The 24,850-nt window shown below is 64.3% G+C and carries 23 protein-coding genes and 1 pseudogene; 17 read left to right on the forward strand and 7 right to left on the reverse strand.

All coding sequences use genetic code 11. The features are described from left to right. Positions 1–40: 40 nt before the first annotated feature. Positions 41–1,516, reverse strand: a complete 1,476-nt coding sequence (locus JNA92_RS17410) for a PAS domain S-box protein (RefSeq protein WP_241805902.1) — start codon at positions 1,514–1,516, stop codon at positions 41–43. 192 nt (positions 1,517–1,708) lie between these two features. On the opposite strand from JNA92_RS17410, the gene JNA92_RS17415 reads away from it, so the two are divergent. From JNA92_RS17415 to JNA92_RS17425, 3 genes are all read left to right on the forward strand, one after another. Continuing rightward, complete coding sequence (locus JNA92_RS17415) at positions 1,709–2,695, forward strand: hypothetical protein (protein ID WP_241805903.1); 987 nt, start codon at positions 1,709–1,711, stop codon at positions 2,693–2,695. Positions 2,696–2,768: 73 nt separating this feature from the next. Further along, complete coding sequence (locus JNA92_RS17420) at positions 2,769–2,948, forward strand: CsbD family protein (RefSeq protein WP_241805904.1); 180 nt, start codon at positions 2,769–2,771, stop codon at positions 2,946–2,948. Positions 2,949–3,153: 205 nt separating this feature from the next. Then, positions 3,154–3,369: a TIGR02450 family Trp-rich protein gene (locus tag JNA92_RS17425; RefSeq protein WP_241805905.1), complete on the forward strand. Its 216-nt coding sequence runs from the start codon at positions 3,154–3,156 to the stop codon at positions 3,367–3,369. Positions 3,370–3,414: 45 nt separating this feature from the next. Here JNA92_RS17425 and JNA92_RS17430 read toward each other — a convergent pair whose 3' ends face one another. Beyond that, positions 3,415–4,185 (reverse strand): IclR family transcriptional regulator domain-containing protein, encoded by a 771-nt coding sequence (locus JNA92_RS17430; RefSeq protein ID WP_241805906.1) that lies wholly within the window; start codon positions 4,183–4,185, stop codon positions 3,415–3,417. A gap of 175 nt (positions 4,186–4,360) precedes the next feature. Here JNA92_RS17430 and JNA92_RS17435 point away from each other — a divergent pair, with 175 nt between their 5' ends. The 4 genes from JNA92_RS17435 to JNA92_RS17450 are packed head-to-tail and all read left to right on the forward strand — an operon-like array spanning position 4,361 to position 8,962. Continuing rightward, positions 4,361–5,170: a shikimate dehydrogenase family protein gene (locus JNA92_RS17435; protein WP_241805907.1), complete on the forward strand. Its 810-nt coding sequence runs from the start codon at positions 4,361–4,363 to the stop codon at positions 5,168–5,170. 4 nt (positions 5,171–5,174) lie between these two features. Further along, on the forward strand, positions 5,175–6,908 hold the full coding sequence (locus JNA92_RS17440) for an FAD-dependent oxidoreductase (RefSeq protein WP_241805908.1): 1,734 nt from the start codon (positions 5,175–5,177) through the stop codon (positions 6,906–6,908). Beyond that, positions 6,893–7,213, forward strand: a complete 321-nt coding sequence (locus JNA92_RS17445; RefSeq protein WP_241805909.1) for an NIPSNAP family protein — start codon at positions 6,893–6,895, stop codon at positions 7,211–7,213. The genes JNA92_RS17440 and JNA92_RS17445 overlap by 16 nt, the downstream gene beginning before the upstream one ends. 21 nt (positions 7,214–7,234) lie before the next feature. Continuing rightward, on the forward strand, positions 7,235–8,962 hold the full coding sequence (locus tag JNA92_RS17450) for an FAD-dependent oxidoreductase (protein WP_241805910.1): 1,728 nt from the start codon (positions 7,235–7,237) through the stop codon (positions 8,960–8,962). Between the two features lie 99 nt (positions 8,963–9,061). Here JNA92_RS17450 and JNA92_RS17455 read toward each other — a convergent pair whose 3' ends face one another. The 3 genes from JNA92_RS17455 to JNA92_RS17465 all read right to left on the reverse strand — a co-directional run bounded on the left by JNA92_RS17455 (position 9,062) and on the right by JNA92_RS17465 (position 11,925). After that, positions 9,062–9,877, reverse strand: coding sequence for a sugar phosphate isomerase/epimerase family protein (locus tag JNA92_RS17455; protein ID WP_241805911.1), 816 nt, complete (start codon positions 9,875–9,877; stop codon positions 9,062–9,064). A gap of 51 nt (positions 9,878–9,928) precedes the next feature. Further along, positions 9,929–10,981 carry a Gfo/Idh/MocA family protein gene (locus JNA92_RS17460; protein WP_241805912.1) on the reverse strand — a complete coding sequence of 351 codons (1,053 nt, stop codon included), beginning with the start codon at positions 10,979–10,981 and terminating at the stop codon, positions 9,929–9,931. A gap of 167 nt (positions 10,982–11,148) precedes the next feature. Then, entirely contained in the window at positions 11,149–11,925 is a 777-nt protein-coding gene (locus tag JNA92_RS17465; protein ID WP_241805913.1) for an IclR family transcriptional regulator, read from the reverse strand. A 185-nt stretch (positions 11,926–12,110) separates the two neighbouring features. On the opposite strand from JNA92_RS17465, the gene JNA92_RS17470 reads away from it, so the two are divergent. The 8 genes from JNA92_RS17470 (at position 12,111) to JNA92_RS17505 (ending at position 21,440) form a co-directional block, all read left to right on the forward strand. Beyond that, on the forward strand, positions 12,111–13,823 hold the full coding sequence (locus JNA92_RS17470; protein ID WP_241805914.1) for an FAD-dependent oxidoreductase: 1,713 nt from the start codon (positions 12,111–12,113) through the stop codon (positions 13,821–13,823). A gap of 185 nt (positions 13,824–14,008) precedes the next feature. Further along, on the forward strand, positions 14,009–14,275 hold the full coding sequence (locus tag JNA92_RS17475) for a hypothetical protein (RefSeq protein WP_241805915.1): 267 nt from the start codon (positions 14,009–14,011) through the stop codon (positions 14,273–14,275). 341 nt (positions 14,276–14,616) lie between these two features. Next, positions 14,617–16,026: an amino acid permease gene (locus tag JNA92_RS17480; RefSeq protein WP_241805916.1), complete on the forward strand. Its 1,410-nt coding sequence runs from the start codon at positions 14,617–14,619 to the stop codon at positions 16,024–16,026. Between the two features lie 122 nt (positions 16,027–16,148). Next, positions 16,149–16,685: a 2,4'-dihydroxyacetophenone dioxygenase family protein gene (locus JNA92_RS17485; protein WP_241805917.1), complete on the forward strand. Its 537-nt coding sequence runs from the start codon at positions 16,149–16,151 to the stop codon at positions 16,683–16,685. Positions 16,686–16,781: 96 nt separating this feature from the next. After that, positions 16,782–17,687, forward strand: coding sequence for a LysR family transcriptional regulator (locus JNA92_RS17490; RefSeq protein WP_241805918.1), 906 nt, complete (start codon positions 16,782–16,784; stop codon positions 17,685–17,687). A gap of 71 nt (positions 17,688–17,758) precedes the next feature. Then, positions 17,759–19,021, forward strand: coding sequence for an aspartate aminotransferase family protein (locus tag JNA92_RS17495; RefSeq protein WP_241805919.1), 1,263 nt, complete (start codon positions 17,759–17,761; stop codon positions 19,019–19,021). A gap of 185 nt (positions 19,022–19,206) precedes the next feature. Next, complete coding sequence (locus tag JNA92_RS17500) at positions 19,207–20,433, forward strand: MFS transporter (protein ID WP_241805920.1); 1,227 nt, start codon at positions 19,207–19,209, stop codon at positions 20,431–20,433. An 89-nt stretch (positions 20,434–20,522) separates the two neighbouring features. Continuing rightward, positions 20,523–21,440 carry a pyridoxal-phosphate dependent enzyme gene (locus JNA92_RS17505; protein WP_241805921.1) on the forward strand — a complete coding sequence of 306 codons (918 nt, stop codon included), beginning with the start codon at positions 20,523–20,525 and terminating at the stop codon, positions 21,438–21,440. A 51-nt stretch (positions 21,441–21,491) separates the two neighbouring features. Here JNA92_RS17505 and JNA92_RS17510 read toward each other — a convergent pair whose 3' ends face one another. After that, positions 21,492–21,950: a metallophosphoesterase family protein gene (locus tag JNA92_RS17510; protein WP_241805922.1), complete on the reverse strand. Its 459-nt coding sequence runs from the start codon at positions 21,948–21,950 to the stop codon at positions 21,492–21,494. Between the two features lie 236 nt (positions 21,951–22,186). Between JNA92_RS17510 and JNA92_RS17515 the strand changes: the two genes are divergently transcribed. Continuing rightward, positions 22,187–23,284 (forward strand): carboxynorspermidine decarboxylase, encoded by a 1,098-nt coding sequence (locus JNA92_RS17515; protein WP_241805923.1) that lies wholly within the window; start codon positions 22,187–22,189, stop codon positions 23,282–23,284. A 32-nt stretch (positions 23,285–23,316) separates the two neighbouring features. After that, on the forward strand, positions 23,317–24,561 hold the full coding sequence (locus JNA92_RS17520; protein ID WP_039602482.1) for a saccharopine dehydrogenase family protein: 1,245 nt from the start codon (positions 23,317–23,319) through the stop codon (positions 24,559–24,561). Between the two features lie 182 nt (positions 24,562–24,743). On the opposite strand, the pseudogene JNA92_RS17525 reads toward JNA92_RS17520, so the two are convergent. Continuing rightward, positions 24,744–24,850 (reverse strand): annotated as a pseudogene (locus tag JNA92_RS17525) (IS110 family transposase); the annotation flags it as partial.

The raw sequence follows: 24,850 nt of genomic DNA on the forward strand, positions 1-24,850 counted from the left end.
GATAGCCCAGGCCCCTCCCCGGAACCTGTGCCTGGACCAATCAATGCGTGAACAGGCGTCGCTCACGCGCCCAGACAATGGCCTCACTGCGGCTGTGAACATCGAGCTTGGAGTACACCGTTGCCACATGGTTGCGCACAGTATTAAGGGCCAGGTTCAACCGCGTGGCGATTTCCTTGTCGGCAAGGCCTTCGCAGATCAGCGCCAGCACATCGCGCTCGCGGCGGGTCAGGTCGGTCAATGAGGCGTCAGGCAAGCGGCCGGTGTTCAGGCGCTTGGCATTGGCCAGCTTCTCGATCAAGGTCTGGCTGAACCACGACGCATCCTGCATCACCGTTTCTATCGCCTCGACCAACTCCAGCTCGGAACGCTTGCGCTCGGTGATGTCCATCAGCACCAACAGGTAACACGGGGTGTCCTGCAGGCTCACAGTGTCCGCCTGCAGCACACAGTCGAGACGGTCATTGCCTTTTTTTCGCAGCTTGAGGTCCAGCCCCTCGATGCGCCCGGTTTTTTCCAGCGCATCGAATACTTGGGTCGCGACACGCCGATCATCCATGAAGTCGATTTCGGCCACGGTCTTGCCGATCAGCTCCTGGGCGGCGTAACCCAGGGTGTCGAGAAAGGCTTCATTGGCATCGATCAACTGCTGCCTGTCGGCGCTGCACACCACGGTGGGCACTGGGCTGAGGCGAAAGGCCTTGGCAAAGCGTTCCTCACTCTGGCGCAGGGCATTTTCCGCCTTGCGCCGGGGCTCCAGGTCGGTGAATGAAAACAGCATGCAATCTTCTTCGTGCATGTCCAAGGGTTGCCCGGCCACGATGACCAGCTTGGTGCCGCCATCGGGCAAGCGCAGTTCAGCCTGCATCTGCGGGATGGTGGCCCCTTCCATGAGCCGCTCGATAGCCAATTCCTTGCGTTCGGCGTTTTCCAGCACATCCACTTCATAGACAGAACGGCCGATGACGTTCTCCCGCACATGGCCGGTCATCTCCAGAAAGCCCTGGTTGACCTTGATGAAGCGCAAGTCGCTGAGCCTGCAGATGACTGCAGGGGCCGGGTTGGCATTGAAGGTCTTTTCGAAGCGCTGCTCGGCACTGGCCCATTCGGTGGCATCGGCCAGGATCAGCACCAGCGATTCGGCCTCACCCTTGCTGTCTTCCAGCACCATGCTGCGCACCCGGTGCACACGGCTGCGCGCTTCATCGTCGCCAACAGCTAGCACCTCCACCATCACGTCGCTGAACACCTCTCCTGCGGCCACCCGCGCGATCGGGTACTGCTCGGCTTCAAGGGGGTGATTGTTGCGGTAGCGCAGGGCAAAGCGTGCGCGATAGCCCTCAGCGTCGCTGCCCAGTTGCTCCAGGCTGTCGACCCCGTGCATGCGCAACGCCGCTTCGTTGGCCCAGATGATGGACTGGTCGACCTCCAGCAGGATCACGCCATCGGACAACCCGGCGATGATTTGCTGAAGTTGGCGGCGGTTGGTCTCGCGGGCAAGCACGGCGTCGCTCATAGAGGTTCTCCAATCGGCAGGTCTGCATGGCCTGGAGCTTAATCGCTGCAGGCCGGCCAGGGTTGGTGCGAATGCACTAATCGATCAGGTGCGGATGCGCCATCACAGCCTTGCATGTGACCTGCAAACTGGCCCTGACGTTGCACCAGGCCTGTGCCGGTGCTGCCGGATCTTACCCACGAGGATGCATAGATGACTGAATCGTACGTGACCACCCCAACGAACGCTGTCAGCCCGCTACGGGTATCGTGGAGCGCCGTGTTCGCAGGCGGCGCCATCGCCCTGGTCAGCTACCTGGTACTCAGCGTGCTGGGCACGGCCATTGGCGCCGGCGCCATGAACCCTATGGCTGATGGCAATCCGCTGCAGGGCTTCGGCACCGGTGCGGGGGTATGGCTGTTCATCAGCACCCTGCTCTCGGTCGCGGCAGGTGCCTGGGTCGCCGGGCGGACCGCGCCCACCCGGGGCGGCCTGCATGGCCTGTTGAGCTGGACAGTGACCACCCTGCTGGCTACCTGGTTGCTGGCGTCGTTGGCCGGCACCGTGGTTGGCACTGCCGGCAACATCGCTGGCAAGGGCCTGTCGCTGGCGGCCGACGGCGTCGCTGCCGCCGCGCCCAGTGTGAGCCAAGGCATCAAGGAGCAACTGAACAAGAAGGGTATCTCGCTGGACTGGGACAACCTGGAAGCCGAGTTGAACAAGACCTTGGCGCAGTCTGGCAAGGCTGAGCTGGCCCCCTCGACCCTGGAGCAGAAGGCCGAGCAGGCGCAGGCTCAGGGAGAGTCGGCAGGACGCATCGCGGCCGAGAACCCGACCCAGGCCATCGACCAGCTCAAAGCATGGTTCGAGCGCGTGCGCAAGGCCGGTGAACCTGCCCTGAGCGCGGCAGACAAGCAAGCGTTGGTCAACATCGTCGCTGCGCGCACCGGCAAGAGCCAGCAGGAGGCCCAGCAGGTGGTCGATAACTACGCCCGTGCCTATGAACAGGCTGCCGAGCAGGTGAAGGTGCTTAAAGAGCAGGCCGAGCAACAGGCTCGCGAGGCTGCCCAGGTCGCCGCCAGCAACGTCTCGAAAGCCGCCTGGGGCACCTTGGTAACCCTGCTGATCGGTGCCGCCTTGAGTTTTGGCGTAGGCCGCTTCGCGCTGTCGTCACGCAAAACGCGCGTTGCCACGGTGTGAGTCGCAACGCCCACGCTGCAGGTACGCTTCACCCAACCCACGTTTCACGGATGTCTGTCGAAGGAGAAAAACCATGAGCAGCACTTCGGACAAAGTAAAGGGCTTGGCCAACGAAGCCATCGGCAAGGTCAAGCAAGCCGTAGGCAAGGCCACTGGCAACACGGAACTGGAGGTCAAAGGCAAGGTGCAGGAGAAAAAAGGCGAAGCGCAGCAGGTAGTCGGTGACGTCAAGGACGCCGTCAGCAAGGATTGACCCTTGCACATGAGCCATAACAAACGGCTGCCTGAGGGCGGCCGTTTGCCGTTTCTGGGGGGGTACGGTTCTCGGCTTGCGGCCCGGCCATGCCACACACCGCATTCGGCAGGGATCGACCGGCCAGATACTGGCCGGGCCAGTATCCTCGGTGGCTTACCTGCCTGTATAACGATCAGGATGCACTCTCGCCCAAGGAGCAATGATGAACCGCTTCAACCCGGACAAATTGAAACTCTCGAAATGGACAGCGCGACACCCCACGAACCGTGAGAAACACTTCCTGGTGACCGACCTGGAACGGGATGAAGAAGGGCATGTACTGCGTGTGGAACTGGAAGCGGTGCACAGCAAGCGCAGCCAGTGGCTGGACTGGCAGGTGCTGCGTGACCCTGAGGTATGGCTGATGGGCTGGCAGTGAAAACGGCTTGAGCTGCCGCCCTCGTACCCACCCCACGCTGCCCGGTCAGCCAAACACCGGTTTGAGCAGCGCCTGTGCCTCATACAGCGGTGGCAGGTAACGCAGGCGTATCTCATCCATGCTCAGCCGCGATGCATGGGTAGTGATGGTCAGCGTCGCCTTCAACTGCCCCGCCCGGTCCAGTAACGGCACGCCGATTACGCGCATGCCGACTTCGAACTCTTGATCGACGATGCAGTAGCCCTGCTCGCGCACCTGCTGCAACGTCGCGTCCAGCAGCGCCCTGTCGGTCTGGGTGTAGGGCGTCAGCGGGTGTAGCGGATTGCGGGCGAAATAGTCATCGCGCTGCGCCTGGCTCAGTGCCGCCAGCCAGACTCGCCCGCCGGCAGTGCAATACATCGGCACCCGCGAGCCGGGCCGTATCGACAACGAGGCGATGTGGCTGTAGCGGCTACGCACCAGGTGGATGATTTCGTCGTCGTCGCGTGTCCCCACCGAGACATGTTCCTGGGTCTGCCGGGCCACTTGCTCGACGACCGGGCGCAGCATGCGTGGCAACTGCGCCGAGTCCACATAGGCCTGGCCGATACGCAGGGCCTTGGGGGTCAGCCAGTAGTGGCGGTTGTCGGTTTCGGCGAAGCCTTCATGCACCAGGGTCAGCAGAAAACGCCGCGCCGCACTGGGCGTAAGGCCCGCTTGCCTGGCGGCCTGGGGCACCGTAAGGCGCGGCTGCTCGGCGTTGAACAGCTGCATGAGCGCCAGGCCTTTCTGTAAACCGGCAATCAGGTCGCGGGGGTGAATCAGGGGTTTGTCCATGTTTTGCACCCTTGAATGGGGAGTTCGTGGCCGCCAGGCAAGCCGAATTGTGCAGTTGCCGCGATAATCGCGTCATGAGTGCGATTGTCGCATCAAACCCCTGGCAAGCGTATTGTGACAACGCCGCCACCGCCTCACCCTGACTTCCACAACAACACCTATAACGGAAGTCACCATGATCAAAGGTTCGACAGCGCTGGTCGCCATCGTCGGCACGCCCATCGCCCAGGTGAAATCGCCTGAAAACTTCAATACCTGGTTCAGCAACAATGGCCATGACCTGGCCATGCTGCCCATCGACTTGCAGCATGCCGCGCTGGACGCCTTTATCGACACCTTGCGCGGCTGGCGCAACCTGCGCGGTTGCGTGGTGACCGTGCCTTACAAGCAGGCATTTGCCACCCGCCTGGACGGCCTGAGCGCACGCGCAGCAGCCCTGGGCTCAGTGAACGTGGTACGGCGTGAAAACGACGGCCGCCTGTATGGTGACAACGTGGACGGCGCGGGCTTTCTGGGCGCAGCACGCAAGCACGGCTTCGCCCCTGCGGGCAAGCGAGTGCTGATCGTCGGTTGCGGTGGCGTCGGCAGTGCCATCGCCTACGCACTGGGTGAGGCCGGGGTTGCCCACGTCACCCTCGCCGACCCCGAAACGCCTCGCGCCACAGCGCTTGCCGGCCTGCTGGGCAAGGCCTTCCCTGGCGTCGGCACCACCACCGCATACAGCACGCTGGACGCCTTCGACCTGGTGGTCAACGCCTCGCCCGTGGGCATGGGCGGCACGGGCGAACTGCCGCTGCCCGCTGCACTGCTGGGCACGCTCAAAAGCACCACGCTGGTAGCCGACGTTGTCACTTCGCCCGAAATCACCCCGCTGCTGCAACACGCGCGTGAACGCGGCTGCGCGGTGCAGACGGGCGCGCAAATGGCCTTTGCGCAACTTGGCCACCTGGGCGCCTTCATGGGCGTAACGCCACTGGAGATCTGAGGCCATGCCCCCTATCGAAAACGCGCAAGCGGTGTACGACCTGGTGGTGCTTGGCAGTGGCGCCGGTGGCCTGGCTGCCGCCGCCACGGCATCGCGCCTGGGCCTGAAGGTGCTGGTGGTGGAAAAGGCCGAACACTTTGGCGGTACCTCGGCGATCTCCGGGGGTGCTGCGTGGTTGTATGGCTCCGATCAGGCGCGCACCGCCGGTGCGCAGGACTCACCCGAGGCCGTCAGGACCTACCTGAAAAGCATCATCGGTGCCGGCTACAACGGCGAACTGGTGGACGCCTTCATCGCGCGCGGGCACCAGGCACTGCGCTGGCTGGAACACAACACCGAACTGCGCTACGCCCTGCGCCCGCACTCGCCGGACTATTACCCGGACGCACCCGGCGCCACCGCGTTTGGCCGTGCGCTGGAAATGGTCGAGTACGACGGCCGCCGGCTCGGCCCACGCTTCAAGGACCTGAAAATGCCACCGCCGGGCATGCTGTTGTTCGGCGCGATGATGGTCAACCGCGAGGACATTCAGCACTTTTTGAGCCTGCGCCGCTCCCCGCGGTCACTGTGGCATTGCCTGAAACTGATGGCGCGCTACGCACTGGACCGGGTTCGCCATCACCGTGGCACGCGCCTGACCACGGGGAACGCACTGGTGGCGCGCCTGGCCAGCACCGCCTTCGCCCACGGCGCACAGCTGTGGTTGCGCAGCGAAGCGCAGGCACTGATCGTCGAACACGGCACGGTCACCGGCGTGGTGGTGCAGCATGAGGGCCGCCGCACGCAAGTCCATGCCCGCGGTGGGGTGGTCTGCGCCATGGGCGGGTTTGCTGCGGGTGCATTGGCGGCGGCCCACCGCCCGGCCCCTGACGCGCCGCACCTGACCATGTCCCCCGCTGGCAACGACGGTGCTGCGCTGCGCCTTGCCCAGGCGGTGGATGCCGCCCAGGGCGAGGGCCTGGCGGCCAATTTCTTCTGGGCGCCGGTTTCCGAGCGGCGCCATGCCAGTGGTGAGCGCGAGCGCTTCCCGCACCTGGTCACCGACCGCGCCAAGCCCGGCGTCATTGCGCTCGACCCGGCCGGGCGGCGCTTCGTCAACGAATCCAACTCCTATCACCACTTCGTACAGGCCATGTTCGCCAATCGCATCAGCAGCTGCTGGCTGGTCTGTGACGCCGAGGCCATGAGCCGCTACGGCCTGGGCCTGGCACGGCCCAAGCCGGTGGACAACACGGCCCTGATCGAAGCCGGCTACCTGCACCGCGCCGGTTCAGTGCAAGGGCTGGCCGAGGCCATCGGCGTGCCGGCGCAGGTGCTGCAGGAAACACTGGAGCGCTTCAACGCCGACGCCCGCAGCGGCATCGACCGGCAATTCGGCAAGGGCGGCAACAGCTACAACCGTTACATGGGCGACCCGCAACACAAGCCCAACCCATGCCTGGCGCCACTGGCCAAGGCCCCGTTCTACGCCATCCGCCTGCACACCGGCGACCTTGGCTCGGCGCGCGGCCTGGTGACCGATGCCAACGCCAATGTACTCAACCGCGCCGGGGCGCCGATCGTTGGCTTGTATGCCGTCGGCAACGACATGAACTCATTGATGAATGGCACCTATCCGGGCCCCGGGATCACGCTGGGCCCTGCCCTCACCTTCGGCTGGATCGCTGCCAGCCATATCGCTGAACGCCTGCAGGCGCACAGCCCTGACACGGAGACGCTTGCATGTACTACGAAATGAGAACCTACACCCTCGACCCACTGAAAATGGCTGACTGGCTGGCCCTCTACCAAAACCACGCCCTGGCGGTGCAACGCGAACACCTGGGCAACCTGGTCGGTTTCTTCACCAGCGAATTCGGTGAGGTGAACCAAGTGGTGCACATCTGGGGTTATGCCAGCCTGGACGAGCGCAGCGAACGGCGCGCGGCGATGGCAGCGGACCCACGCTGGGCCCAGTTCTCGCGGCTCAACCGTGAATTGGGCGCTGTACTGCGCCTGCAATCACGCCTGCTGCGGCCTACCGGCTTCTCGCCGCTGCAGTGAAAACCGAACCGGAGTGCGCCCATGCAACCCCTTGAGTGTGACGTACTTGTCATCGGCTCCGGTGCCAGCGGCCTGGCTGCTGCGGTTACCGCCGCGCACCATGGCCTCAAGGTGATCGTGGCAGAAAAAGCCCCCCGGCTCGGCGGCACCAGCGCCTGGTCGGGCGGTTGGCTATGGATACCGCGCAACCCCCTGGCCGTAGCCGAAGGACTGGTCGAAACCGCTGATGCAGCGCAGCGCTACCTGCGCGCCCAAACCCGCGTAGCGGAACTGGACGCACGCCAACTGGCGTTCCTGCGCCATGGCCCGGCGATGGTGGCATTCTTCCAGCAGCACACATGCGTGCAATTTCAGTGCGGTGCGAAGCTGCCCGACATGCATGAAGGTGACGGCAGCGCGCGCGGTGGGCGTGCCCTGTGTGCACAGCCCTATGACGGCCGCCTGCTCGGGCCCTGGATACACCGGCTGCGGCCACCGCTGGACATCGTCAGCCTGGGCGGCATGGGCATTGCCGGTGGCATGGACATGGCCGCTTTCTTCAATGCCCGGCAATCGCCCAGGGCGGCTTGGCATGTGGCCAAACGCCTGCTGCGTCACGGGCGCGACCTGTTGCTGCATCGGCGCGGCCTGCAACTGGTCAACGGCAACGCGCTGGTGGCCCGCCTGCTGCGCAGTGCCCTGGACCTGGGCGTCACGCTGCTGACCGACAAAGCGGCCATTGCCTTGCTGGGCGATGCACGCATCACCGGCGCGCACTGTGCCGATGGCCAGCGGATCCATGCGCGGCGTGGCGTGGTGCTGGCCTGTGGCGGTTTTGCCCAAGACCGCCAGCGCATCGCACAGCTGATGCCGCACGCGCCCGACGGCGTTGGCCATTACTCTGCCGCGCCGCCGGAAAACAGCGGCGATGGCCTGCGCCTGGGCGAGCAGGCCGGCGCCCAGGTCGGCACCCACCTGGCCCATGCCGGTGCCTGGGCGCCGGTCTCGCAGGTGCCGCGTAACGATGGCAGCGTTGGGCATTTCCCGCACCTGATAGACCGCGCCAAGCCTGGTTTCATTGCAGTGCGCAGTGACGGTCGACGCTTTGTCAACGAGGCGGACTGCTACCACGACTTCATGAATGCGCTGTTCGCCGCTACGCCAGAGGGTGAACCCTATGAGGCTTGGTTGATCTGCGACCATGCCGCGCAGCGTCGTTATGGCATCGGCTGGGCCAAGCCGTTTCCCTTCCCTGCCCGCTTCTATGAACGGCGTGGCTACCTGTTGCATGGCAACGACCTGGCGCAACTGGCCGCGCGCTGTGGCATCGATGGCCAGCAGTTGCAGCGCACGGTGGCGCGCTTCAACCAGCAGGCGGCGCAGGGTGTGGACCCTGACTTTGGGCGCGGCGCCTCGGCGTACAACCGGGCGCAGGGTGAGCCGCAGCAGGCCCCGAACCCTTCGCTGCGGCCTCTGCTGCACGGGCCTTTCTATGCAGTGAAGTTGCTGCCGGGCAGCCTCGGGACCTTTGCCGGGCTGGGCACCGATGCTTCGGCCAGGGTGCTCGATGATGCAGGGCAAGCCATACCGGGGTTGTTTGCGGTGGGTAATGACATGCACAGCGTCATGGGCGGGCACTACCCCAGTGGTGGTATCACGCTGGGGCCAGGGATGACCTTCGGATACCTCGCAGGCCTGGCGCTATGCGGGTTGCCGCAGCCGGAGCGGGACTGTTCCGGGGTTGGATCGGCTGTTTCATCCCATCTCTAGCATTGAAGGCATTTGTGTGGGATCCGGCTGCCGGCGATGCAGATGCTGCGGTGCATGGCACCGGCTTGCCGGCGATGGGCCGCGAAGCGGCCCCTTGGCTCACATCGATGCCAGCACCGCCCGGGCCTTCTCCAGCGCCATCCGCGCACGCTGCTCGCCACTGACACCCTGCACCAGCAGTTGCCGCGTGGGAATCTCCAGGCTTAGCGGAACGCTCGCTGGCAACCCGCGCAACAGGCCGGCCAGGTCGGCATCACCCTCCCCTGGGAAACGCCGCTCGTTACGGGCCTGGCGCAGGATTTCATCCATGTCGGCCGGAACCGGCCCAGCCACGTCGCACAACTGGGCGTAGCGCATGCGCTGCGGGGCCAGCCGCGCCAGGTCGTCGAGCGACGACCCGGAGCGGTTGAAGTGAAAGGCATCCACCAGCACGCAACCGTTCGGGCGGTCTGCCTTGGCAACGATGCGCATGGCCTGTTGCAGGTCGCGGACGTCGGTCCAGGGCATGAACTCCAGATGCGGATGAATACCGTAGCCGGCCGCCAGGTCGCACAGTTCAGCGAAGCGCTCGGTGAGGCGCGCCTCATTCGGGTCGTTACCGGCAACCAGCAGTTCGCTGCCGCCCAGCTCGGCACCGACCGCCAGCATCGGCTCGAAATCGGCCACGCAGGTGGCGGGTTCAAGACGCAGGATTTCCAGATCCAGGACTTTGATACCGGTGTCACGCAGGCGCGCCTGGGTCTGGCGGCGCAGCTCGGCGTCGCTCACCAGCGGGAAGTGCTGCTCTTCGCGGGTCGCTGGCACCAGGCGCAGGCCAACGTGGCTGTAACCGGCACGGGCGGCGGCTTCGACCATCGCCGGGGGTGACAGCTCCAGTACGGTGAGCGCGGCCAGGGAAAAGATTCGATCAGTCATGGGGGTTACCTGCAGGCAAAGGGGTACGGGAAGGAAGCACGCACGCGCGGCTCACACGATGATCTCTGGCGTGCAAGCCCGGCCGCTGGCGGCTGCCTGGCGGACCGCCTCGATCAACGCCAGGGTGCGGCCGCCGTCAGCGGCATCGGTCAACGGCGCTTCCTGCCCACGGGCAACACGGACAAAGTGCTGCAACTGCAGGGTCAGTGCCGCACCCGCCGGGATACCCACATCACGCTGCAGCAGCGGTGTATGCCAGCCCGAGTTTGCCTCGGCGTATTGCCAGTGCTTGAGCTGGGGGATGCTCAGCGCCCCCCGGGTGCCGGCCAGCAAGTAACAGGGTTGGTCCGCCTGGCGCGGATAGACAGGGCTTTCGCCCGAGCTCAGCTCCCAGCTCCACGGCGCTGCCACCGCGTCGGAGCCGGTCAAGCTGCCCAGGGCACCGTTGGCGAACTCCAGCAGCACTGCCGCGCTGTCCTCGTTGGCAAACCCGCGCACCTGGTTACGGGTAAACGCCTGCACCTGTACCACCTCGCCGCACAGGTAGCGCAGCAGGTCCAGGTCGTGGATCAGGTTGGTCAGCAGAAAGCCGGCGCCGGGCTCGCGGCGCCACGGTGTGTCGAAATAGCTGTCGGGTTTTTGCAACTGCCACAGCGCGGTGACGTTGACCAACCGGCCCAAGGCCCCTTCGGCGATCACGCTGCGCGCGCTGGCAATCAGCGGGTTATGCCGCCGGTGGTGGCCGACCAGCACCGGCACGCCGCAGCGGCGCGACGCCTCCACCAGCGCACGCACTTCATCCAGGTGCACCCCTACCGGCTTTTCCAGCAGCACCGGCACGCCGGCTTCAACACAGTCGAGAGCAGTGGCCACGTGCAGGTTGTTCGGATTGGCCACGATCACGGCCTCGGGCCGCACAGCCTGCAGCATCTGCCGGTGATCGGCGAAATACGCCACCCCGCACTCGGCGGCAAAGGCTTCAGCCTGGGGGCCGGGGTCGGCCACCGCGCACAACTGGGCTTGCGGTACCTGGCTCAGGTGCTGGCAATGCTGGCGTCCCATGATACCGGCGCCAATCAGGGCGATGCGAAGGGGTGCGTTCAACGGGCAGTCCTCTAGCGTTTATCGTTATTGTTGCGGAAATTCCAGAACAAGGTTCCGGAATCACCTATCGCTAATTTAGAACTGCGGTCCGTTTTGCAAAAGGACGCCCTGCATAGAGTGTGCGGTAATCGACCAGAGATTTAGACGCATCCCCCGCTGCAGCCCATTCAAGCGAACAACTCGCTCGCCTGGCTGGCCACCGACAATTCCTCCACCGCCGCCAACAACAGCGGCGCCAGCTCCGGCAAGCGCGCCTGGGAAAGGCGCGCACTGGGGCCGGCAATGCTCAGCACACCAATGACGTCGTTGCCATGCGGCCGGCGCACCACTGCAGCCAGGGCCGAAGTGCCGACTGCCGAGGTTTGCTCGACCCAGGCATACCCCCGCTCACGGGCGCCAGCCAGGTAGCCCAGCAGCTGCTCAGTGGAGCGCGGGGCGTTGGGGCCGAACTGCTCGGGGTCGGCAATGCCCTGGCGCAGGACCATCTGCAGCGCCTCGTCATCACTGAGGCTGGCCAGCCAGGCATGCCCCGAGGCGGTGTAGAACAAGGGCGCATCGCGGCCCATGTCCGGGTCGTAACGCAACCCGGAACGGGCGCCCTGGGATTTGGCGATCCAGGTCTGGCGGGCGCCGTCGATAACGCCCAGGCGCACCAACTCTCCGCTGTCCTGAGCCAGGCGGTCGAGGATCGGCTGGATGATGTCGGCGCCGCTGCTGGACAGGTAGCGAAAGCCCAACGCCACCAGCTTGGCCGACAGTTGGTAGCGGTTGTTGTCACGGTTCTGGCGGACGTAGCCCAGGCGCGTAAGGTCGGCGAGCATGCGGTGGGCGGCGCTCTTGGGGATCTCCAGCCGGTCAGCGAGGGTTTGCAGGGCCAGCCCCTGGGGCTCGGCGGCAAGGCTTTCTACAAGACTGAAGGCGCGTTCGATCTGACTACCAGCCATGACAGGGTTTCCTGATGAAAAAGGCGAATTCTGGAAGATGATTCCATATCCTCGTCGGCCACCGCAGGGCAGCACGCCTTAAGTGTCCGATTATCGACCATTACTTACCGGCATCACTTGCATACCGCTGGGTCAGGCAAGAAGAATATGGAACCTAGTTCCAATAATAATGCCGGAGACCCGCGATGCCCACCGACAACTTGCAAGCCGAATGCGATGTACTGGTCATTGGCTCTGGCGCCGCCGGGCTGGCCGCTGCCGTCACGGCAGCCTGGCATGGGCAGCGGGTTACTGTTGTGGAAAAAGACGCGGTGTTTGGCGGCGCCACTGCCTGGTCCGGCGGCTGGGCCTGGGTGCCGCGCAACCCGCTGGCGCGTCGTGCCGGTATCGAGGAAGACATCAAGCAACCTCGCACGTACCTGCGCAACGAACTGGGCGCCCATTACGACGCGCAGCGCATCGACGCCTTCCTTGAAGCCTGCCCGCACATGGTCGCCTTTTTCGAGCAACATACGGCCCTGCAGTTCGCCGATGGCAACGCCATCCCCGACATGCACGGCGATACCCCTGGCGCCGCCATCGGTGGGCACCAGGTCATCGCCGCCCCCTATGACGCCCGCCAGCTGGGTGCGCTGTTGCCACGCTTGCGCAGGACCCTGCGCGAAACCTCGTTCATGGGCATGCCGATCATGGCCGGCGCCGACCTCGCCGCCTTTTTGAACATGACCCGCTCCCCCCGCGCCTTCTGGCATGTGTGCAAACGCTTCGCTCGCCACCTGTACCACCTCGCCCGCCATGGCCGGGCCATGCACCTGGTCAACGGTGTGGCACTGGTGGCGCGCCTGGCCAAGTCGGCTGAAGACCTGGGCGTGCGCCTGCTTGAGTCTGCGCCGGCCAAACGCTTGCTGATGGAGGACGGTCAGGTGCGTGGCGCGGTGATCGCCACCGCGCAGGGCGACCTCACCCTACGCGCCAACGCCGTGGTGCTGGCGGCCGGTGGCTTTGCCCATGACCCCGAGCGGCGCCGGCAATTGTTCCCGCGCGATGCCAGTGGCCACGACAACCTCGCCCTGCCGCCGCGGTCGTGCTCCGGGGACGGCCTGCGCCTTGGTGAAGCCGCCGGCGGCGTGGTGGCCACCGACCTGAAGTCGGCGGTCGCCTGGGCCCCGGTGTCGAAGGTCGCGCACCGTGATGGCAGCGTCGGCCACTTTCCGCACATCATCGAACGGGGCAAGCCCGGCATCATCGGTGTGCTGGCCAACGGCAAGCGCTTCGTCAACGAGGCGCACGGCTATTACGACTATGTCGCAGCCATGCTCGACGCCCTACCGCAGGAAGAAGAAGCCTGTTCGTGGCTGATCTGCGACCATCGCTTCCTGCGCCGCTACGGCCTTGGCCACGCCCGCCCCGCCCCGCTGCCAGTGGGGCCGCACCTGCGCAGCGGCTATCTCAAGCGCGGCGCCAGCCTGGAACTGCTGGCCCGCGCCTGCGGCATCGACCCTGCTGGGTTGAGCGCCACGGTCGCCGAGTACAACCGCCACGCACGCCAAGGCCAGGACCCTGAATTCGGGCGCGGCAGCACCCCGTTCAACCGCAAACAGGGCGACCCGCACCACAAGGGGCCCAACCCCTGCGTCGCGCCGATCGAGCACGGCCCGTTCTACGCGGTAAAGGTGCAGCCCGGCTGCTTTGGCACCTTCGCCGGCCTGCGCACCGACGGCCACGCACGTGTGCTGGATGAACAGGGCCAGCCCATCGGCGGCCTGTATGCCGCGGGCACCGACATGGCCAGCGTATTCGGCGGCTGGTACCCGTCCGGGGGTATCAACCTGGGGCCGGCGCTGACGTTCGGTTATGTGGCCGGCCGGCATATCGCCGGGGCCCAGGCGTATGAGTAAGCCAGCCCGGCGGTACTTCGCCGCCGCCGCCCTGCGCCGTTCAGCGCCCGGAGCAGGCGCCCCCGGGAAAACCGGCTAAGCTCGGGGCTGCGAGCCACAGCAGTGCTCGGCACAGCTTTGCAGGTCCATCGTCGCTCGGGCGATCCACACCGACGGGCCGTTACCGGCTCAAAGAGGGTGCAGCAATGGCGACAATCGAGACAACAGCGCTCGCTCAGGGGCTGCAGCAGGTGGAAAACAGCTGGCAGGCATATCTCGCTTCACAAAAGCGCACACAGGGGCTGACGGGCAAACAGCTCAGCTCAGCGCTCAAGGCCTGTACCCGCGATTACATCAGGTTCCAGAACCAGAGCCAGCAGTTCTACGCCGAAGTGCGCAAGCGCGTGGGGGATGCTGAAAAGCTGGAGCTGGACCGGGTGCTTTACCCTCACTACTTCACCGACAAACACTGAGCCGTCTACAGCGCAGGCACCTGGTTGCGCGAACCGGCGCAGCAGGCGCCGGTGGAGACAAGTCAGCGAGCCAGAAACCTAGGTATGCACTGCTCAAACGCCCAGCAGTGCTGGGCTGATCGAGCTTGCCCCTTCCCATCCGGATACCGGGTCATACCGGACCTGCTGCGTGGCCGTGCCCTGCCTGCCGGGTACCGTTCTGCTCGACTATGAACTTTCATCACACCCGGTGTGACGCCTGGCCGGCTAATCCCACACGTGTTTGCCGCTTAAGGTGGCCTGCAAGGTCGTTGTGCAGGCGGCCCATGACAACAACAAGCGAGCAACCGAGGTGCAAGCCGATGCGTGGCGAACAAGGCAAGACAAACAACAAGCTGGGGACTGGCTTGAAAGGCAGGCAGGTCACGATGATCTCGATCGGCGGGGTGATAGGCGCCGGCCTTTTCGTAGGCTCAAGCAACGCCATCGTCACCGCCGGTCCGGCGGTACTGGTGGCGTACCTGATTGCCGCCGCGATCGTGGTGCTGGTGATGCAGATGCTCGGCGAGATGGCCACGGCGCGGCCAGACACCGGCTCGTTTTCATCCTACGCTGACCAGGCCATCGGGCGCTGGGCCGGGTTTTCCATTGGCTGGCTGTACTGGTGGTTCTACGTGCTGGTGATCGCCATCGAGGCCATCGTTGCCGGCAACATCCTGGGTGACTGGCTGGGCTTGCCGCACTGGTCCACCGCCTTTGCCATGACCCTGGCACTGGTCTTGTGCAACAGCCTCAGTGTCGGTTCGTTCGGTACCCTGGAGTACTGGCTATCGCTGTTCAAGGTGGTGTCGATCGTCAGCTTCATCGGGCTCGGCGTGCTGGCGATCCTGGGCCTGATGCCCGGCTCGTCCACCAGCGGCATCCGCAACCTCTACGCTAACGGCGGCTTCGCCCCGAACGGCAACGTGGCCATCGTCGCTGCGCTGCTGACTGCGATGTTCAGCTTCCAAGGCAGCGAGGTGGTGACCATCGCCGCGGCCGAATCACCCGACCCTAAAGCCAACATCAAGAAGGCCATCCGGGCGGTGGTGTGGCGCCTTGGCCTGTTCTATCTCGGCTCGATGTTCGTGGTGGTGTGCCTGATCCCGTGGAACGCACCAGGCCTGGCACAAGGCTCGTATCAGGCGGTACTGAACGCGATGAACATCCCGTGGGCACCCGGCATCATGAGTATCGTGGTACTGGTGGCAGTCACCAGTTGCCTGAACTCGGCCATCTACACAGCGTCGCGCATGGCCTACTCACTGGCCCGACGCGGCGATGCGCCCAACGCTGTTTCACGCACCACCGCTCAGGGCGTGCCGCTGGTGGCCGTCGCCCTGACCTCGGCAGCCGCACTTGCGGCCCTGGCCGCCAACTATCTGCTGCCAGCTCAGGTGTTCCAGTTCCTGCTGGCCACCAGCGGTGCACTGGCCTTGCTGATGTATCTGGTGATCGCCATCACTCAACTGTGCATGCGCCGCAAGCTGGTCGCCCTGGGCCGGCCACTGGCGGTGCGCATGTGGCTGTTCCCGTGGTTGACCCTGTTCACCATCGCTTTGATCGTCAGCGTGTTCGCCATCATGGCGGCGTTCCCCGGCCAGCGGGCCGAACTGCTCAGCACTCTGGGGCTGACGGCCGTGCTGGTGGCCATCGGCGTCCACCTGCAAAAGCGCCAGCCGGCGCTGTCGGCGCAGCGCAGCGCCTTGCAGTTCGAGACCTGCCAGCCATGACTCAGCGTCATAGCCGGTGTGCCGAACACGCCCTTTTTCACCCTGCAGCGCACCCCTAAGCTGCCTGCAACCCCGGCCCTGAACGGGCCGGGGATTCAAGAAAACCAACTGTGGAAGCCCTCATGAGTATTGCCCCCAAACCCGACGAACTGGCCATCCCCTATCAACTGCCGCAAGTACCGTTCATGTCCCCCGACATGGTTCACCCCGGTGTACTCGGCAAGTGGCTCGAAGACGACCACCTGTGGGTCCCGGTGACCGCGTCGGTATCATTCAAGCCCTTGCTGCTGAGTGTCTCTGGCGGCTATTACATCAACCTGCTGCGGGTGCGCCAGAGCGGTGTTCTGTCGCGTCACCGTCACACCGGCGGCGTGCATGCACTGGTACTCAAAGGCCGCTGGTACTACCTGGAGCACGACTGGGTCGCCGAGGAAGGCTCGTTCGCCTTCGAGCCACCAGGCGAAACGCACACCCTGTTCGTGCCTGAGGACGTGGAAGAGATGATCACCTGGTTCCATGTGCAAGGCGGTTACACCTATGTCGACCCACAGGGGGTCGCCGTCGGGTACGAAGACGTGTTCACCAAGCTGGAGGCCGCTCGCGCTCACTACAAGGCGCTCGGGCTGCCCGACGACTACATCGAACAGTTCATTCGCTGAGCGACGGACACGCCAACGCCCCCTCGTATCCTGATACACGCGGGTTGCTACCCCGACGCGGCGCTGCCAGCATTCTGCTGACAACGGAGGCAGAACATGGACAACTACTCACAACTGCTGGCCTTCCTCGGCGCTGCCGAACACGGCAACTTTTCTGCTGCGGCGCGTGCTTGCGGCATGACGCCGTCGGCCATCAGCAAGCTGATCTCGCGCCTGGAAGACCGCCTGCAGGTACGCCTGTTCCAGCGGGGCACCCGCAGCCTGACGCTGACCGAGGAAGGTGCCGCCTACCTGGTCAGCGCCCGGGCAGTCAGCAATGCCATGGCAGAGGCCGACTCGCTAGCCGAAGCCTTTCCTACCCGCGTCAGTGGCACGCTGCGGGTCCACACCATGACCACCTTCGCCAAGCACCAGATCATCCCCTGGCTACCAGAGTTTCTTGCCGCCTACCCGGGGCTGACCGTGGATATCCAGGTCGGCGCGCAGTTCAGCGATCAGTTCGATCAGGGGCTGGACGTAGCGATCCACAGTGGCGTACTGCCCGACTCCTCGCGCATTGCCCGCAAGATCGGCCAAAGCCGCTGGATCCTCTGCGCATCGCCCGCCTACCTGGCCAAGCACGGCACACCGGCAAACCCTGAACAACTGCTGCAGCACACCTGTTTTTCCTTCGGTTTCAGCAGCGTGTGGAACACCTGGGGGTTCGTGGTCGATGGCCAGGCCATCACCGTGCCGGTGGTCCCCAAGGCCACGTTCGGCCAGGGCGACCTGCTACGCGACCTGGCGCTAGGCGGCGCTGGCATCGTGCGTCTGGCGGAGTTTCATATCGGCCAGGACATTCAGGAGGGCCGCCTGGTGCCCCTGCTGCAGGCCTATGCCCAGGACAGCGTCGAACCGCTTTACATGATCTACACCAATCGCAAACACCTCAGCCCGCGAATCCGCGTGTTCCGCGACTTTCTCGAACAGAAGCTCGCCAGCAGCCCGTGGAACACCCGCTGAGAAAACCAAACCCGACCAGCAGAACCTGACGCGCCGTCAGCCCTGCTGCGCACAACGACACAGAGGTACTGATGCGCAATCTCGTAGGCGATGTTTCCAGCGCCGCCCGTATCCTGCCGGCACTCGAAGGGCAGGCCCTGTTCATCCGCAATGGCAAAGGCCCGTACCTGTGGGATGATCTGGGCCGGCGCTACATCGACACAGCACTGGGCTTCGGCGCCGTACTGCTCGGCCATGCCGATGACGGGGTAAATGCGCAGGTGGCCCAGGCACTAGCCGACGCCGCCTCGCCCTCTTGGGCCCACGTGCGCGAACATGCTGCCGCCAGTGCGCTGGCAGCGCACACCGGCGCCCTCAGTCGAGTGATCTTCACCAACTCTGGCAGCGAGGCGGTTCACCTGGCCTGCCGCGCTGCACGCGCTTACACCGGGCGCGGGCGAATCGCCAAGATGGCGGCCGGCTTCGACGGCTGGTTCGACGATGTCAGTTTCGGCAACGTCGGGTCGCCCGAGGCTGCGTTCGCTGATGGCGAGCGCCCCTCCACGGCCCGAACCACACTGCTGCGTTTCAACGACTTCGACGATGTGGAGCAATTGTTCGAGCAAGACCCGGACATCGCTGCCGTGCTGCTGGAACCGATGCTCGCCAACGCCGGCTGCATCATGCCGGCGCCAGGTTACCTGCAGCATGTGCAGGACGTGGCTCATCGCCATGGTGCGCTGGTGATCAGCGACGAGGTGCTGATGGGCTTTCGCCTGCATGCCGGCCTGGCCAGCCTGCAGGCAGGCCTTGACCCGGACATCGCCAGCGTCGGTAAAGCCATCGGCAACGGTGTACCGGTATCGGCGATCGTCGGCAAACCGCACGTTCTGGCCGGCTTCGAACAGGGCAAGGTGCTGCGCGGCGGCACCTTTAGTGGCAACCCGATGGCCTGTGCGGCGGTACTTGGCACGCTGGCACAACTGGACAGCGCCGCTTACCCAGAGCTGATCGAGCGTGGCGAAAAGCTACGCCACACCGTCCAGGCGATCTTCAAGGCCCGGGGCATAACCATCAGCACCAGTGGCTACGGCAACGTGTTCGCCATCTGGCCGTGCGAGCGTGCGCCAGCCGATTATGAAGAAGCCGCCGCCTTCGCCGACGCAGCGTTCAGCCAGGCGCTGCACCTGGCGCTACGTGCCGAGGGTGTGCTGGTGATGCCCTCGCCGTATGGGCGCATCTACCTGTCGTTCGAGCACAGCGATGAAATTGTCGAACAGATGGTCCGCGCGTTTGAAGCGGCAGCAGTGCGCCTGGCGCCACGTTTTGCGGAGGGTGGCGTCAATACCCGATGAACTGAGGGTGCAGCACATAAGCAGCCAGGAAGGCGCCCCAGGGGCGCCTCATCAATCGCACTGATGATGACTATCGAAAGGCCCGCCTGTCGGCCCGGCAGACGGGCCCCGTATACTGCCCGCCGGATTCTCCCCCGCTCCACGCGCCTGCTCAAGGCGACACTCCCCTTCTGGAACCTCGCACCATGTCAAATACCAGCCCGGCCCCAGGTGGCCTGCCCGAACACAGTCAGCAAAGCGTCAAACAGCAGTGGCTGGCGATTCTATCGGTCGCCGTGGGCGCCTTCGCCCTGGTGACCAGCGAGTTTTTGCCGGTAGGCGTATTGAACGATGTCGCCAGTGACCTGGGCATCAGTGCTGGCCACGCCGGCCTGATGGTCACTCTGCCCGGGATCATGGCCGCCCTCGCCGCCCCCTTGCTGTCGGTGGGCATCGGCGCCCTGGACCGGCGCTATCTGTTGATCGGCCTGACTCTGATCATGATCATCGCCAACGCGGTGGTGGCCTATGCCAGCGACTTCAACCTGTTGCTGTTCGGCCGCGTGCTGCTGGGCATCAGCATCGGCGGTTTCTGGGCTACCGCCATTGCCCTGAGCGGCCGCCTGGCACCCAAGGGGGTGGGCGTTGCCCAGGCCACCTCGATCATCATGGTCGGTGTGACCCTGGCCACCGTGCTGGGCGTGCCGGTAGGCACCTGGCTCAGTGGCCTGCTGGGCTGGCGCATGACCTTCCTGGTCACGGCCTTGGTCGGCGTCCCGGTACTGCTGGCGCAGATCCTGCTGCTGCCGCGCCTGAACCCGGACAAGGCCATCCGCATCAGTGACCTGCCAGCGCTGTTCATCAACCCACAAGCCCGGGTTGGCCTGATTGCGGTGTTGCTGATCGGCCTGGCGCACTTTGCCGCCTACACCTACGTCGCGCCCTTCTTCAAGCAGCATTCCGGTTTCGATGGGCCGACCATCGGCTCGCTGTTGCTGCTGTATGGCGTAGCCGGGGTGATGGGCAATATCTTCGCCGGTTTCGCCGCCAACCAAAGCGTGCGTCACACCCTGTTGCTGGTCGCGTTGATGATCGGCGTCAGCACCGCCCTGTTCCCCCACTTCGCCACCGGCATGACGGGGGCGGCGATGCTGATCGCGCTCTGGGGCTTCGCCTTCGGCGCTTTCCCGGCCTGCGCCAGTATCTGGATGTTTGTCGTCGCGCCCAAGGACGTCGAACGAGGCATGCCACTGTTCGTCGCCATGTTCCAGGTGATCATCGCGCTGGGCTCGTTCTTCGGCGGGCAAATCGTCGACCAGCTGGGCAGCTCGGTGCTGCTGGGCCTGGCCACGGCATTGGTGGGCTGCGGTTTTGTCACGGTGCTGGTGCTGGGGCGCAGCGTCAGCAATAGCGCTGCGGCGCAGGCGTGCTGACAGGCAGGGTGTAATCACCGCACATTCAATGACCTGCAACTGGCCTGCCGCGTTACCATTGGCCCCTACCTGAAGCATGGAGCTACGCAATGACGCTGCATATCCACACCCCGCTGATCGAATCCCGCCCGCTGTCGCTGGCCGCTGGTCGCTCGATCTGGCTGAAGCTCGACGCACTTCAGCCCTGTGGCTCGTTCAAGCTGCGTGGGGTGGGCCATGCCTGCGAAGCGCACCATGCCCGGGGCGCCCGCCATTTCGTGTCTTCATCCGGTGGCAATGCCGGCCTGGCCGTCGCCTACGCCGGGCGCAAGCTGGGTGTGCCGGTCACCGTGGTGGTGCCTGAGACCACCACCGAACGCGCCAAGGAACTGTTGCACCTGGAGGGTGCCAAGGTGGTGGTGCATGGCAGCTCGTGGCAGGAGGCCAACGCGTTGGCGCAAACCCTGGTCGGGCCGGACGATGCCTTCATTCACCCCTTCGATGACCCGCTGCTGTGGGCCGGGCATGCCAGCCTTGTGGATGAAGTGGCGGCAACCGGCTACAAGCCCGATGCGGTGGTGCTGTCAGTGGGCGGCGGCGGCCTGCTCAGTGGCGTGGTCGAAGGGCTCAAGCGCAACGGCTGGCACGATGTCCCTGTGCTGGCGGTGGAAACCGAGGGCGCGGCCTCGCTGCACACGGCAGTGCAGGCAGGTCACCCGGTAGAGCTGCAGCGCCTCACATCGGTGGCGACATCGCTGGGCGCCAAGCGTGTCGCCGACCAGGCCCTGGCGTGCGTGCAGGAACATCCGGTGCACAGCGTTCTGGTCAGCGATCGCGCGGCGCTTCAAGCCTGCGAGCGGTTTCTGGCGGACCACCGGGTGCTGGTGGAGCCTGCCTGCGGGGCGGCGTTGGCGTTGGCATACGAGGCCGCGAAGCTGGACGGTTACCAGAACGTGCTGGTGGTTGTTTGTGGCGGGGCTACGGCTACGCTGCAACAGATTCAGGACTGGTTGAAGCAGGTCGCCTGAGGTTGCCCTCACGGCCCCGGTCGCCGGCAAGCCAGCGATCAGGCCGCAGGGTCACTCAAGCAACTGAATGATGCGCGGCTGCACGTGGCTGCGCTCGATTTCGATCACCGCCACCGTCACCGGCAACTTGAACCGCCGTGGCCCGGCACTGCCGGGGTTCAGGTACAACCGCCCTTCACGCCAGTCGATCAATGGTTTGTGCGAATGCCCAGTGATCACCACGCGCACCGCCTCATCCAGTTCGGCTGGCACATCGGCAATGTCGTGCACCAGCAGTGTCTGCCAGCCGTGCATGTCGAAACATCGCTGGTCGGCCAGGCCAGCTGCCCAGGGCAACTTCAGGTCGTTGTTGCCGCGCACCACCTCTAACGGCGCCAACGCCTGGAGTTCGTCAAGGATCTCTGGCTTGCCGATATCACCGGCGTGCACGATCAGATCGCAACCGGTCAGCGCCCTCACCGCCTCGGGCCGCAGCAAACCGTGGGTGTCGGAAATGATGCCAGCTTTCATTGATGGCTCCTGTGCGGGTCTGTCGCATTGCAGCACTTCATCGGATTCTCCTTGTACCGCGCAGCCGGTGATTAGGATGGTCATACGGGCCTGTTCCAATGAGCTCGCTGCAATCGGAAAAATTCCGGTCTATCGGCAACGACCTCGACGAAATGCATATCTCGCCCTTTCGGTATGCAGCAAGTGAAGGCACAATGCGTGTCCTTTTTTTGGCCGGCCTGGCCGGGGGCCTTTAAATGATCAAGACGCCGTATTACCTCATCGATAAAACCAAGCTGCTGAGCAACATGGAGAAGATCGCCTACGTGCGCGAACACTCCGGTGCCAAGGCACTGCTCGCCCTCAAGTGCTTCGCCACCTGGTCGGTGTTCGACCTGATGCAGCAGTACATGGACGGCACCACATCCTCGTCGCTGTACGAGCTCAAGCTCGGCCGCCAGAAGTTCGCCGGCGAGACTCACGCCTACAGCGTGGCCTGGGCCGACGACGAGGTCGAGGAAATGCTCGAGAACTGCGACAAGATCATCTTCAACTCCATCGGCCAGCTGCAGCGCTTCGCCGAGCAGTCCGAAGGCAAGGTCCGCGGCCTGCGCGTCAACCCGCAGGTCAGCAGCTCCGACTACCTGCTGGCCGACCCGGCCCGCCCGTTCAGCCGCCTCGGTGAATGGGACCCGGAGAAGATCGAGAAAGTCATCTCGCAGGTTTCCGGCTTCATGTTCCACAACAACTGCGAGAACGGTGACTTCGGCCTGTTCGACAAGATGCTGACGCACATCGAAGAGCGCTTCGGGCACCTGCTGCACAAGGTCGAGTGGGTCAGCCTGGGTGGCGGCATTCACTTCACCGGTGAAGACTATGCCGTCGATGCGTTCTGCGCGCGCCTGAAAGCCTTCTCGCAGACCTACGGCGTGCAGGTCTACCTGGAGCCGGGCGAAGCGGCCATCACCAACAGCGCCTCGCTGGAAGTGACCGTGCTCGACACCCTGTACAACGGCAAACACCTGGCCGTGGTCGACAGCTCGATCGAAGCACACCTGCTCGACCTGCTGATCTACCGGCTGAACGCCAAGATGGCCCCCAACGATGGCGAGCACACCTATATGGTCTGCGGTAAATCGTGCCTGGCCGGCGACATCTTCGGCGAGTACCAATTCGATCGTCCGTTGGCCATCGGCGATCGCCTGTCGTTCATCGACACGGCGGGTTACACCATGGTCAAGAAAAACTGGTTCAACGGTTTGAAGATGCCATCCATCGCGGTCAAGCAGCTCGACGGCAGCGTCGAAGTGGTGCGCGAGTTCGGTTTCGACGACTACGTTTCCAGCCTGTCGTAAGACCGGCTATCAAGTAAGGAGCAAGGGATAAATTGAAGAAGAACGTTCTTATCATTGGTGCAGGAGGTGTCGCCAAGGTGGTGGCCCACAAGTGCGCGCAGCATAACGACGAACTCGGTCGTATTGCCATTGCGTCGCGGAACATCTCCAAATGCCAGGCCATCATCGACAGCGTCAAGGCCAAGGGTAGCCTCAAGGTACCCGCCGACATCCAGGCCTTCTCGCTCAACGCCCTCGATGTCGAGGCAACCAAGGCACTGATCCGCGAGACTGAATCGCAGATCGTGATCAACGTGGGCTCTGCCTTCCTCAACATGTCGGTGCTGCGTGCCTGCATCGATACCGGTGTCGCCTACCTGGACACCGCGATCCACGAAGAACCGGGCAAGATCTGCGAGACGCCGCCCTGGTACGGCAACTACGAGTGGAAACACCTCGAAGAATGCCAAGAGAAGAACATCACCGCCATTCTCGGCGTCGGTTTCGACCCGGGTGTGGTGAACAGCTACGCCAAACTGGCGCAGCAACAGTATTTCGACAGCATTGATTCGATCGATATTCTCGACGTCAATGCTGGGTCCCACGGCAAGTATTTCGCCACCAACTTCGACCCGGAAATCAACTTCCGCGAGTTCACCGGGCAAGTATGGAGCTGGCAGAACAGCCAGTGGACCAGCAACACCATGTTCGAGGTGAAACGTACCGACGACCTGCCGGTCGTGGGTTCGCAGAACCTGTACCTGACCGGTCATGACGAGGTCCACTCGATCTCGAAGAACCTCAACGTACCGAACGTGCGCTTCTGGATGAGCTTCGGCGAGCACTACATCAATGTGTTCACCGTGCTGAAGAACCTGGGCCTGCTTTCCGAGCAGCCGGTCAAGACCGCTGAAGGCCTGGAAGTGGTACCACTGAAAGTGGTCAAGGCCGTGCTGCCTGACCCCGCTTCGCTGGCGCCTGGCTATACCGGCAAGACCTGCATCGGTGACCTGGTCAAGGGCACCAAGGATGGTCAGCCGCGTGAGGTGTTCATCTACAACGTGGCTGATCACGAAGAGGCCTACGCCGAGACCGACAGCCAGGGTATCTCCTACACCGCCGGTGTACCGCCAGTGGCTGCGGCCCTGCTGGTTGCCCGTGGCGAATGGGATGCCAAGCGCATGGTCAACGTCGAGGAGCTGCCAGCCGAGCCGTTCCTCAAGGCGCTGGATGTGATGGGCCTGCCGACCCGTGTGAAAGATGAAAAAGGCGATCGTCCTTGGGACGCTGAAGCCTAAGCAGCAAGAGCAAGGGGCGCCAATCTGGCGCCCCTTCTTTTTGCCTGCACCGGCCTCATCGCCGGCAAGCCGGCTCCCACCGGGACCGCGCAGTTCTTCAAGCCTGCGCTTTACCTGCGCAAGCAACTGTCTTGCCCAATTTTTAAAAGCCGGCGCAATCCATGTGGGAGATTCTATGGTTCTCAGCAAGCCATTTTCCCGCCTTTGGTAACGTATTCGTCCTGATTTCTCATCAGGGCGAATGCCACTCGTGCGAGCTTCCTGGCCAGAATTACCAACGCCTGGGTCG

Source organism: Pseudomonas putida, from assembly GCF_022627325.1.
GTDB lineage: Bacteria > Pseudomonadota > Gammaproteobacteria > Pseudomonadales > Pseudomonadaceae > Aquipseudomonas > Aquipseudomonas putida_X.

Excerpts from the sequence above, each read along its gene's own strand:
- JNA92_RS17495 (WP_241805919.1), top strand. The coding sequence starts at position 17,759 with ATGCGCAATCTCGTAGGCGATGTTTCCAGCGCCGCCCGTATCCTGCCG.
- JNA92_RS17505 (WP_241805921.1), top strand. The coding sequence starts at position 20,523 with ATGACGCTGCATATCCACACCCCGCTGATCGAATCCCGCCCGCTGTCG.
- JNA92_RS17430 (WP_241805906.1), bottom strand. The coding sequence starts at position 4,185 with ATGGACAAACCCCTGATTCACCCCCGCGACCTGATTGCCGGTTTACAG.
- JNA92_RS17475 (WP_241805915.1), top strand. The coding sequence starts at position 14,009 with ATGGCGACAATCGAGACAACAGCGCTCGCTCAGGGGCTGCAGCAGGTG.
- JNA92_RS17500 (WP_241805920.1), top strand. The coding sequence starts at position 19,207 with ATGTCAAATACCAGCCCGGCCCCAGGTGGCCTGCCCGAACACAGTCAG.
- JNA92_RS17485 (WP_241805917.1), top strand. The coding sequence starts at position 16,149 with ATGAGTATTGCCCCCAAACCCGACGAACTGGCCATCCCCTATCAACTG.
- JNA92_RS17465 (WP_241805913.1), bottom strand. The coding sequence starts at position 11,925 with ATGGCTGGTAGTCAGATCGAACGCGCCTTCAGTCTTGTAGAAAGCCTT.
- JNA92_RS17440 (WP_241805908.1), top strand. The coding sequence starts at position 5,175 with ATGCCCCCTATCGAAAACGCGCAAGCGGTGTACGACCTGGTGGTGCTT.
- JNA92_RS17490 (WP_241805918.1), top strand. The coding sequence starts at position 16,782 with ATGGACAACTACTCACAACTGCTGGCCTTCCTCGGCGCTGCCGAACAC.
- JNA92_RS17455 (WP_241805911.1), bottom strand. The coding sequence starts at position 9,877 with ATGACTGATCGAATCTTTTCCCTGGCCGCGCTCACCGTACTGGAGCTG.
- JNA92_RS17515 (WP_241805923.1), top strand. The coding sequence starts at position 22,187 with ATGATCAAGACGCCGTATTACCTCATCGATAAAACCAAGCTGCTGAGC.
- JNA92_RS17450 (WP_241805910.1), top strand. The coding sequence starts at position 7,235 with ATGCAACCCCTTGAGTGTGACGTACTTGTCATCGGCTCCGGTGCCAGC.
- JNA92_RS17470 (WP_241805914.1), top strand. The coding sequence starts at position 12,111 with ATGCCCACCGACAACTTGCAAGCCGAATGCGATGTACTGGTCATTGGC.
- JNA92_RS17415 (WP_241805903.1), top strand. The coding sequence starts at position 1,709 with ATGACTGAATCGTACGTGACCACCCCAACGAACGCTGTCAGCCCGCTA.
- JNA92_RS17425 (WP_241805905.1), top strand. The coding sequence starts at position 3,154 with ATGAACCGCTTCAACCCGGACAAATTGAAACTCTCGAAATGGACAGCG.
- JNA92_RS17510 (WP_241805922.1), bottom strand. The coding sequence starts at position 21,950 with ATGAAAGCTGGCATCATTTCCGACACCCACGGTTTGCTGCGGCCCGAG.
- JNA92_RS17445 (WP_241805909.1), top strand. The coding sequence starts at position 6,893 with ATGTACTACGAAATGAGAACCTACACCCTCGACCCACTGAAAATGGCT.
- JNA92_RS17480 (WP_241805916.1), top strand. The coding sequence starts at position 14,617 with ATGCGTGGCGAACAAGGCAAGACAAACAACAAGCTGGGGACTGGCTTG.
- JNA92_RS17420 (WP_241805904.1), top strand. The coding sequence starts at position 2,769 with ATGAGCAGCACTTCGGACAAAGTAAAGGGCTTGGCCAACGAAGCCATC.
- JNA92_RS17435 (WP_241805907.1), top strand. The coding sequence starts at position 4,361 with ATGATCAAAGGTTCGACAGCGCTGGTCGCCATCGTCGGCACGCCCATC.
- JNA92_RS17410 (WP_241805902.1), bottom strand. The coding sequence starts at position 1,516 with ATGAGCGACGCCGTGCTTGCCCGCGAGACCAACCGCCGCCAACTTCAG.